General features: G+C 69.3%; 9 protein-coding genes. 6 read left to right on the top strand and 3 right to left on the bottom strand.

Annotated features, from left to right (window positions below):
• The 4 genes from ABY44_RS27480 to ABY44_RS27465 all read left to right on the top strand — a co-directional run.
• Positions 1–345 (top strand): DUF3348 family protein (locus ABY44_RS27480; protein WP_431642746.1); only part of this gene is annotated, 345 nt, incomplete at its 5' end.
• A gap of 10 nt (positions 346–355) precedes the next feature.
• Positions 356–3,403, top strand: coding sequence for a DUF802 domain-containing protein (locus ABY44_RS27475; protein WP_060171282.1), 3,048 nt, complete (start codon positions 356–358; stop codon positions 3,401–3,403).
• A gap of 3 nt (positions 3,404–3,406) precedes the next feature.
• A complete protein-coding gene (locus ABY44_RS27470) occupies positions 3,407–4,051 on the top strand; it encodes an OmpA family protein (protein WP_021163899.1) in 645 nt (214 codons plus the stop codon).
• Positions 4,048–4,671 carry a DUF2894 domain-containing protein gene (locus ABY44_RS27465; protein ID WP_060171280.1) on the top strand — a complete coding sequence of 208 codons (624 nt, stop codon included), beginning with the start codon at positions 4,048–4,050 and terminating at the stop codon, positions 4,669–4,671. Before ABY44_RS27470 ends, ABY44_RS27465 begins: the two co-directional genes overlap by 4 nt.
• 34 nt (positions 4,672–4,705) lie before the next feature.
• Here the strand turns inward: ABY44_RS27465 and ABY44_RS27460 are convergent, their stop codons facing one another.
• Positions 4,706–5,209, bottom strand: a complete 504-nt coding sequence (locus ABY44_RS27460) for a DM13 domain-containing protein (RefSeq protein WP_060171278.1) — start codon at positions 5,207–5,209, stop codon at positions 4,706–4,708.
• Between the two features lie 248 nt (positions 5,210–5,457).
• On the opposite strand from ABY44_RS27460, the gene ABY44_RS27455 reads away from it, so the two are divergent.
• Positions 5,458–5,775, top strand: coding sequence for a DUF4148 domain-containing protein (locus ABY44_RS27455; protein ID WP_027790875.1), 318 nt, complete (start codon positions 5,458–5,460; stop codon positions 5,773–5,775).
• Positions 5,776–5,854: 79 nt separating this feature from the next.
• Here the strand turns inward: ABY44_RS27455 and ABY44_RS27450 are convergent, their stop codons facing one another.
• Both ABY44_RS27450 and ABY44_RS27445 read right to left on the bottom strand, forming a co-directional pair.
• Positions 5,855–6,427, bottom strand: a complete 573-nt coding sequence (locus tag ABY44_RS27450; RefSeq protein WP_060171276.1) for an NADPH-dependent FMN reductase — start codon at positions 6,425–6,427, stop codon at positions 5,855–5,857.
• Between the two features lie 53 nt (positions 6,428–6,480).
• Positions 6,481–7,158, bottom strand: coding sequence for a hypothetical protein (locus tag ABY44_RS27445; RefSeq protein WP_060171275.1), 678 nt, complete (start codon positions 7,156–7,158; stop codon positions 6,481–6,483).
• A gap of 687 nt (positions 7,159–7,845) precedes the next feature.
• Between ABY44_RS27445 and cml the strand changes: the two genes are divergently transcribed.
• A complete protein-coding gene (cml, locus tag ABY44_RS27440; protein ID WP_431642743.1) occupies positions 7,846–9,078 on the top strand; it encodes a CmlA/FloR family chloramphenicol efflux MFS transporter in 1,233 nt (410 codons plus the stop codon).
• Positions 9,079–9,167 lie beyond the last annotated feature (89 nt).

Raw genomic sequence — 9,167 nt, 5'->3', positions numbered from 1 at the left:
CTCGACGCGATCATGGAGCGCGTGCTCGGCGCGCGCGAGCGCAGCCTGCTGTCGGCCGTGCCCGCGCTGCTCGGTACGCGCTTCGGGCGGCTGCGCGACGCGGAGCGGCAGGCGCTGGCCGATGCCGATGCCGAAGCCGCGGCCGCAGCCGCAGCGGAATCCGCGGCCGCGGCCGATCCCGCCGATGACGGCGCGGCGATCGTCAACAGCCCGGCCGTCGCGGCGATCGTGCCCGGCGCATGGCTCGATACGTTTCGCGACGAGATGCAAAGCATCCTGCTTGCCGAACTCGAAGTCCGGTTTCAAACGGTAGACGGGCTGCTCGCGGCCCTTCGCACCTGCTAATCAACACGCTATGTCCAGAATTCGCCTTGATCTCGTTGTCTTCGTCGCCGGTCTGCTCGCTGTGGGCTGGATCGGCGTCGGCTATGTCGCGTCGAACCCGCTGGCGTCGGCCGTCACGCTGCTGATCGCCGCGTGCTACGTCGCCGGCGCATGGGAACTGCTGCGCTACCGGCAGGCCACCGCCACGCTGTCGCACGCGGTCGCCCGCCTGACCGAGCCGCCCGCGAAGCTCGACACGTGGCTCGACACGCTGCACCCGGGCCTGCGCGGCGCCGTGCGCGCGCGGGTCGAAGGCGCGCGCGTCGCGCTGCCGGGCCCGTCGCTCACGCCTTATCTCGTCGGCCTGCTCGTGCTGCTCGGCATGCTCGGCACGTTGCTCGGGATGGTCGTCACGCTGAAGGGCACGGGCGCCGCGCTCGAAAGCGCGACCGATCTCGACGCGATCCGCGCGTCGCTGATCGCGCCGGTGAAGGGCCTCGGCTTCGCATTCGGCACGTCGATTGCCGGCGTGGCGGCGTCCGCGATGCTCGGCCTGCTGTCCGCGCTCGTGCGCCGCGAGCGGATCGACGCGGCTCAGCAGCTCGACGCGAAGATCGCGACGACGCTGCGTGTGCACTCGTCCGCGCACCAGCGCGACGAATCGTTCCGGCTGCTGCAGCGCCAGGCCGACGTGATGCCGGCGCTGGTCGACCGCCTGCAGACGATGATGACGTCGCTCGAGGCGCGCAGCGTCGCGCTGCACGATCGCCAGATCGAAAGCCAGCAAGCGTTCTTCGATCGGACCGAGCGCGCGTATGCGGGCCTCGCGTCGAATGTCGGGGACGCGCTGAAGGAAAGCGCCGCCGAAAGCGCGCGCGTGGCCGGTGCCGCGCTGCAGCCGGTCGTCGCCGCGACGATGACGGGGCTCGCGCAGGAGATGGCCGCGCTGCGCGACACCGTGACGGGCGCCGTGCAGCGTCAGCTCGACGGGCTGACGGACGGCTTCGAGAAGACCACCGGCAACGTGACGGCCGTCTGGAGCCGCGCGCTCGACGAACAGCGCCGTGCGGGCGACGCCGTCGCGCAGCAGTTGCAGACGACCCTCGGCCAGTTCACCGAGACCTTCGCGCAGCGTTCGACGGACCTGCTCGACGGCGTCGCGACGCGCCTCGAATCGACCGAAAGCCGCCTGTCGGATGCCTGGCGCGATGCGCTGGCGCGCCAGGAGCAGGTCGGCGAGACGCTGGCCGGCCAGCATGCGCGTGCGCTGGGCGAGGCCGCAGCGACGTTCGAACGCCATTCGGGCGCGACGCTTGCCGCGATGCGCGAGTCGCACGCGGGGCTGCAGACCGAGCTGGCCGCGCGCGACGAACGGCGCCTCACCGCGTGGAACGAATCGCTCGCCGCGATGGCCGCGAAGCTCGGCGACGAATGGCAACGCGCAGGCGAGCACAGCGCGGGCCGTCAGCAGGAAATCTGCGACGCGCTGGCGCAAACGACGCGCGACCTGACCGCGCAGGCTTCGGCTTTCGAACAGCGCTCGAACGACCTGCTGTCGACGATTCGCGAGTCGCACACGGGTTTGCAGACACAACTGGCGGCGCGCGACGAAGAACGTCTCACCGCGTGGAACGAATCGCTGGCCGCGATGGCCGCGAAGCTCGGCGACGAATGGCAACGCGCAGGTGTGCATAGCGCGGGCCGTCAGCAGGAAATCTGCGACGCACTGGCGCAAACGACGCGCGACCTGTCCGCGCAGGCTTCGACCTTCGAACAGCGCTCGAACGACCTGCTGTCGACGATTCGCGATTCGCACACGGGTTTGCAGACACAACTGGCGGCGCGCGACGAAGAACGCCTCACAGCGTGGAACGATTCGCTGGCCGCGCTGGCCGCGAAGCTCGGCGACGAATGGCAGCGTGCGGGGATACACAGCGCGGGCCGTCAGCAGGAAATCTGCGACGCACTCGCGCAAACGACGCGCGACCTGACCGCACAGGCTGCAACGTTCGAACAACGCTCGAACGACCTGCTGTCGACGATCCGCGATTCGCACACGGGCCTGCAGACGCAACTGGCGGCGCGCGACGAGGAACGTCTCACCGCGTGGAACGAATCGCTGGCCGCAATGGCCGCGAAGCTCGGCGACGAATGGCAGCGTGCGGGGGTACACAGTGCGGGCCGTCAGCAGGAAATCTGCGACGCACTCGCGCAAACGACGCGCGACCTGACCGCACAGGCTGCAACGTTCGAACAACGCTCGAATGACCTGCTGTCGACGATCCGCGAGTCACACACGGGCTTGCAGACGCAACTGGCCGCCCGCGACGAACAACGCCTCGCCGCGTGGAACGACTCGCTCGCCGCGATGGCGGCCGCGCTGCGCGACGAATGGGCGCACACGAGCGCGCAGGCCGCAACGCGCCAGCAGGACATCTGCGACACGCTGGCCCGCACCGCGAACGACATCACCGCGCAGGCGCAAGTGCATGCGAGTGACACGATCAACGAGATCGCGCGCCTCGTGCAGGCTGCGTCGGAGGCGCCGAAGGCCGCGGCCGACGTCGTCGCCGAACTGCGCCAGCGCCTGTCCGACAGCCTGGTGCACGACACCGCGATGCTCGAGGAACGCAGCCGCCTGCTCGCGACGCTCGAAACGCTGCTCGGCGCGGTCAATCACGCGTCGACCGAACAGCGCACCGCGATCGACGCGCTCGTCAGCACGTCGGCCGACCTGCTCGACCGCGTCGGGGCGCGCTTCAACGACACCGTCGACGCCGAAACGCGCAAGCTCGACTCGGTGGCCGCGCAAGTCACGGCGGGCGCAGTCGAAGTCGCGAGCCTCGGCGACGCGTTCGGGATGGCCGTGCAGGTGTTCGGCGAGTCGAACGACAAGCTGCTGACCCATCTGCAACGCATCGAGGCCGCGCTCGAGAAGTCGCTCGCGCGCAGCGACGAGCAGCTCGAATACTACGTCGCGCAGGCGCGCGAGGTGATCGACCTGAGCATGATGTCGCAGAAGCAGATCGTCGAAGACCTGCAGCAGCTCGCCGGCCGGCGGGCGTCCGTCGGAGCGTAACGCATGCACGACGAAATCGACGGCGGCGCGTCCTCCGCGCCGGTGTGGCCCGCGTTCGCCGACCTGATGTCGGTGCTGCTCGGCGCGTTCGTGCTGATCCTCGTCGGCGTGATCGGCATGCAGTTGCAGCTCACGTCGAAGCTCGAGGAAGCCGTGCGCGCGCGCCAGCAGGAAGCGCAGCAGCGCAAGTCGCTCGAGCAGGCGCTCGCCGGGCCGCTCGCGGCCGGCCGCGTGACGCTCGTGAACGGACGCATCGGCATCAGCGGCAACGTGCTGTTCGCGCTGAACTCCGACCAGTTGCAGCCCGCCGGCCGCGACCTGCTGAAGACGCTGGCCGCACCGCTCGCCGCCTACCTGAAGACACGCGACGAGATCCTGATGATCAGCGGCTTCGCCGACGACCAGCAGGTGCATGCCGGCAACCGCCAGTTCGCGGACAACTGGGAACTGTCGGCCAAGCGCGCGTTGACGGTCACGCGCGCGATGATCGACGCCGGCGTGCCGGCGTCGTCGGTGTTCGCGGCCGCGTTCGGCTCGGAACAGCCGGTCAGCTCGAATGCGGACGATGAAGGCCGCGCGAAGAACCGTCGCGTGGAGATCGCGCCGGTGCCGCGCAAGTCGGCATCGAACGGAGGGAACGCGAAGTGACCGACGACGCGACGCATGTTCGCGCGACACTCGACGCATGGCGCGAGCAGGGCGCCGACCGGCTCGACCCCGTGCGCTTTCTCCGGATCGACGCGCTCGAGCGGCGTGCGGCCGCGCTCGAAGGCAACGCGCGCGGGCTGCTCGACGCGCGGCTCGCCACGCTGATCGAAGGCTTCGCGGCGGTCGTCGCGCGGGCCGACGAAGCGAAGGCCGCCGCGGGCGACACCGCGCAAGCCGCCAATGGTGCGGCCGGACGCGGCCCGTCGCTGGCGGCGCTCGTCGAACGGCTCGGCCGCGATGCGCAGGCCGACCGGCGCGGGCTCGATCCCGAGCTGGTCGACTACTTCCGCACGATGTGGTCGAAGGTCCGCACCGAACAGCAGTACCGCCAGTCGCTCGACCAGGTACCGCGCAACGCGGGGCCGCTCAATTCGAACAGTCTCGTGCACCGGTCGCTCGCGACGATGCGCGAGCTGTCGCCGGAATATCTGCAGCAGTTCCTGTCGTACGTCGATGCGCTCGCGTGGCTCGAGGATCTCGCCGGCGGCGGCGCGCAGCCCGAAAAGGAAGCCCCGCGCGCGAAGGCGGTGAAGAAGGGCGCGCGCGCCAAGACCCGGTAGCGCGCCAGCACGCACCGTTGCGGCCGCGCGCCGGTCACATCGACGTCAGGCCCGACGCCGGCGCGCTTTGATAGCGGGCCGCGCTGATGAATTTCGAGAAGCGTTCGCACCAGATCACGACCGACGTGTATTGCGCGGGATTCACGTCGTCGGGAAGCGCCATGACGAAATTGCCGAATGTCTTCAGGTCGCCCACGCGTACGGCGCGCGCCTTGATCGCGAGGAACGACGCTCGCGTGTCGACGAAGGCCGGCACGAGATAGAGCTTGTAGTCGGGGCCCGGTGCGATGTCGCCCTCGAACACGATCGACGAATCGGTGACGGTCAGCTTGCCGTCCGCCCAGTGCAGCGCGTCGCTGCCCGGCAGGTTGCGTTCGAAGCGGCCGGTATGGCGCGCGTTTTCCGCGGCCACTTGCAGTTCGACGGCGCTTGCGCCTTCCGTCGCCGTGAGGATCGGCAGCACGTAGATGCCCGCGGCGAACGCCGCGAGGCCCGTCGCGAGATGCGACGCGATCAGTATCCAGATTCTGGTTTTCATGTCCGACCCTTTGAACGAAAACGGAGGGTGGCGCCGGGCCACATGCCGGTAGTCGCGCGGTCCGGCGGAATCTGACAGCCGATCGGGTTTTCGTTCAACACGCCGTTACACGCCGTTCCTGCCGGCGTGCCGCGTGGCACCTGCACCGTGACGCGACGCCGGATTTCTTCTTCGGCGAGTGTCATCTTTGCGCACGCGGCGCGACTCACTCTCCGTCGACAACATCGTCGATGCTCAGGAGAGATCAGATGAACAAGCTTGCTCTGTATGTTCTCGCGACGGTTGCCGCGACCGCTTCCGCTTCTATTTCCGTTTCCGCGTGGGCCGCGCCGCAGTCCACCGTGACGCGCGCGGAGGTGAAGGCCGAACTGGCCGCCCTGCGTGCGGCCGGCTACCGCCAGAACGGCGAAGACCCGTACTATCCGGCGCGGCTGGCGGAGGCGTTGAAGAAGGTCGGTTCGACCGGCACGTCGGCGGCCGATACCAGCGGATACGGAATGGCAGCACCGGCCGCGAGCGAATCGGGTTCGATGGCGGCCGACAGACCGATCTATCGCGGACGATGATCCGTGCCGGACGTTGCGCCCGTCGACGGGCGCGGCGTCCGATTAATCCGGACTGCGATGGACTTCCGGTTACGCAACATCAGCGTGCTGGCGTGCCTTCGGCGATCTCCGCGCTGAGCGCGTGCAACGCCTCGACCAGCGCCGCCGCGAACGGCGGATGCGCGGCGATGCCGGCCGCGTCGAGCTGGCTGCCGAGGATCGGGAGCGAGATCGACGCGCGCTCGACGATGCGCGCCGACATCACCGACAGCGTTTCCCGCAGCGCCGCGTCCGCATGCGTCGCGCGCGGCGATGCGTTCAGCACCGCGACCGGCTTGTACACGAACGCTTCGCATCCCACGACCCAGTCGAGCGCGTTTTTCATCACGCCGGTCACGCCGTGCGCGTATTCCGGGCTCGCGATCAGCACGCCGTCGGCGGCGTTCAGGCGATCGATCAGGTCGCGCACCGCGGCGGGCGACGGATATTCCGCGTCGGGGTTGAACAGCGGAAATTCGCCGAGGCGATCGAAGCGCGTGATGTGCGTCCCGGGCGGCGCGACGCGTGCCGCAGCATCCAGCAGCGCCGCGTTATACGACTGCGCACGCAGGCTGCCGCATAGCGCGACGATGTCGATGCGGCGCTCGGAATCGGGTTGGAGTTCGGTAGCCATCGAGGAGCGTGTCGTTGAGTGGTTTGCGCGAGGGGGGGCGCCGGCCCGACGGATTATCGCATCGGCGCACGGGCGGAGTGACGCGCTTGGGCGCCCCCGTGCAAGCGGTGCGGTTCGCGCCTTTCCCGCGGAAATCCCGGGTGGCGACATTCTGCGGCAACGACGTCGGCCATCCCGGCTGCACGCGCGAATGCGCCGATTTCCCACCCGTTGCCGAGCAGCAGACGACGCGTATGTAGCGCGCCGTGCACGTCGTCGGCAACGGCTTCGCCGAGATAGCGCAGCGCGCGGCCTTCGATGTCGACGAAGCCGTGTCGATAGTCATGGGCCAGCGCGGTCCACAGCTGCGCCGCGCCGATCGACTGACGTGCCCCACTGATCAGGCACAGGCCGGCGTCGAGTCCCCAGCGATACAGCGTCGTCGCGAGGCCCTTGCGTTGCGCGGATCCGCGCAGCCGCGTGTGCGGCGCGCGCAGGTAGCGGTCGGCGCGACGCGGGATTTCGGGCAGGCGGTTGAATACCGTATAGCCGGCGAGCTGGCGCGCGGCCGGATCCTCGACGTACAGGAAGTATTCGCCGTCGGCCTCGCGGTGGCGGACGATCAGGCCGGAGCGGCCGAGCGCGACGGCCGGCAGGCCGTGCAGGCGATGGCCCGGCTGGTGCAAGCGTGCGTAGAGCGAGTCGAGTTCATCGTCGATGTCGTGCTGGGAATGCTGTACGTCGATGCGCATGGCAAAAGGCGCCCGTCCCGGGCGGTCCGAGAAAGTGGTTCATCGCAAGAGGGGAGAGGAATGGGTGCGGCCCCCGGGCCCGGCGAAGCGAGCCGGGGCCGCGAATCAGCTGGGGATGTGCTGGAAACCGGCGGCGATCGCGGCGAGGCCCGCGATGCAGAGTGCGAACAGGATCAGGACTTTGTGAATCACGTCTCTCTCCTCATGAATGCGCGGCGCCGAAGGGCGGTGCCGCGGAGACGGTGACGGCGGGCACGGCCCGCGCGGCCGTCGTGCGCGACGACGGTCGGGTGTCCGGGCGACCGATCGGGCGCGGACGGCCAGCACCATACGCGAGGCGCCGGGAGCGGGCAATCGTATCGGTGGAGAAAAGCGACGAAACGCGGAGAATCGCATCGTTTCGCGACAATTGGCCGCATGGGCGCGTGTCGTAGCCTGAGCGGCGGGCCGGCTGGACAGTCGCTGCCGTGCACCGCGCGCCCGGCTGGTGCCGGCCTGGCGAACCGACTACACTGCACAGTCAACGCAAAACGCACCACGCAAGGATTCCTCCATGGGAGCTGGCCCGTCCACGGATCGCTGAGCCGCAACGACCTTCGTCAACCGGTCGTTGCGGCGATCTCCCGTTGTCCATCGCTGACCAGGCAGATCGCCGCCAGATTTCCCTTTCTGAGCGGATGCCTTGTCATGCCTGAACAATCCACGCCCGTGTGGGCCCATTCGTTGCCGTCGGCGCTCCTGCTGATGGCCCCTTTCGATCTCCTCGCTTCGCTGGCGATGGACGTGTACCTGCCGGTGATCCCGGAGATGCCGTCCGCGCTCGGCACGTCGCCGGCCGTCGTCCAGTTGACGCTGAGCGTCTACATGGTCGTCCTCGGCCTGGGCCAGATGATCTTCGGCCCGTTGTCGGATCGCATCGGCAGACGGCCGGTGATGCTGGGCGGCGCGCTGTGTTTTTCGGCGGCTTCCCTGGCGCTTGCGGTCACCACCGGCGGCGTCCCGTTCGTCGTGTTGCGCGTGCTGCAGGCGCTGGGCGCCGCGTCGGCGCTCGTCGCCACGTTCGCGACCGTTCGCGATGTCTACGCCGATCGCCCCGAAGGCCGCATCATCTACAGCCAGTTCGGCGCGATGCTGGCGTTCGTGCCGGCGTTGGGCCCGCTGCTGGGCGCGGCCATCGCGACGGCCTGCGGATGGCGCGCGATCTTCGCGATGCTCGGCCTGCTGGGGCTGCTGGCATGCGGGCGCGCGTGGCCGCGCTGGCACGAAACGCGTCCGCGGACGGCAAACCGGCAGGGGCCGTCCGTCGCATCGATTCTCGGCAGCCGGCCGTTCCGGGTTCACACGCTCGCGTTTGCGGCCTCGATGGGCGCGTTCTTCGTGTTCTTCTCGACCGCGCCGCGCGTGCTGGTCGGTGTGGCCGGTTACTCGCGCGTGTCGTTCAGCGTGGCCTTTGCGACTGTCGCGATCGTCATGGTCGTCGTCTCGCGCTTCGCCGGGAGATTCGTGTCGAAGTGGGGCGAGGCGGGCTGCGTGGCGCGAGGCGCGGTCGCGATGATGGCGGGCGCGATCGTGCTGGCGCTCGGCACGATCCTGACGAAGCCGTCGTTTGCGACGTTCGTGATGCCGATGTGGCTGGTTGCGGTCGGCATCGTGCTGATGTCGGCGGTGACGGCAAACGGTGCGCTGCGCGATTTCGGCGATGTCGCCGGCAAGGCAGTGGCGCTTTATTACGCGGTGCAGAGCGTGATCGTCACCGGCGTGGGCACGCTTGCGACGCTGGTGTTCGACGGGGCTACCGCGTGGCCGCTGGCGGCTTGCTGCTTCGGCATGGGCCTCGCGAGCTTCGTCGCGATCAGGAGGCTGACGCGTGCGACCGGCCATCTGCATGACGGGCGCGCTCGCGGCGTTGGTTTCGACTGAGCGCGCGCGGCGACGCACGGCGATTTCCGGCGGCGCGGCGCTCCGGCGGAGTCGCGGGCGCGCGGCCGGTGCCGTCAACCGTGGGCGGG

The organism is Burkholderia sp. ZZQ-2 (assembly GCF_050768715.1).
GTDB lineage: Bacteria > Pseudomonadota > Gammaproteobacteria > Burkholderiales > Burkholderiaceae > Burkholderia > Burkholderia cepacia.
The sequence above is the reverse complement of the archived record's forward strand: the minus strand, read 5'-3'. Positions and strand labels throughout refer to the sequence as shown.

Bases quoted from the DNA above. Each gene is read 5' to 3' on its own strand.
- ABY44_RS27445 (WP_060171275.1), bottom strand. From the start codon at position 7,158: ATGCGCATCGACGTACAGCATTCCCAGCACGACATCGACGATGAACTC.
- ABY44_RS27470 (WP_021163899.1), top strand. From the start codon at position 3,407: ATGCACGACGAAATCGACGGCGGCGCGTCCTCCGCGCCGGTGTGGCCC.
- ABY44_RS27460 (WP_060171278.1), bottom strand. From the start codon at position 5,209: ATGAAAACCAGAATCTGGATACTGATCGCGTCGCATCTCGCGACGGGC.
- ABY44_RS27450 (WP_060171276.1), bottom strand. From the start codon at position 6,427: ATGGCTACCGAACTCCAACCCGATTCCGAGCGCCGCATCGACATCGTC.
- ABY44_RS27475 (WP_060171282.1), top strand. From the start codon at position 356: ATGTCCAGAATTCGCCTTGATCTCGTTGTCTTCGTCGCCGGTCTGCTC.
- cml (WP_431642743.1), top strand. From the start codon at position 7,846: ATGCCTGAACAATCCACGCCCGTGTGGGCCCATTCGTTGCCGTCGGCG.
- ABY44_RS27455 (WP_027790875.1), top strand. From the start codon at position 5,458: ATGAACAAGCTTGCTCTGTATGTTCTCGCGACGGTTGCCGCGACCGCT.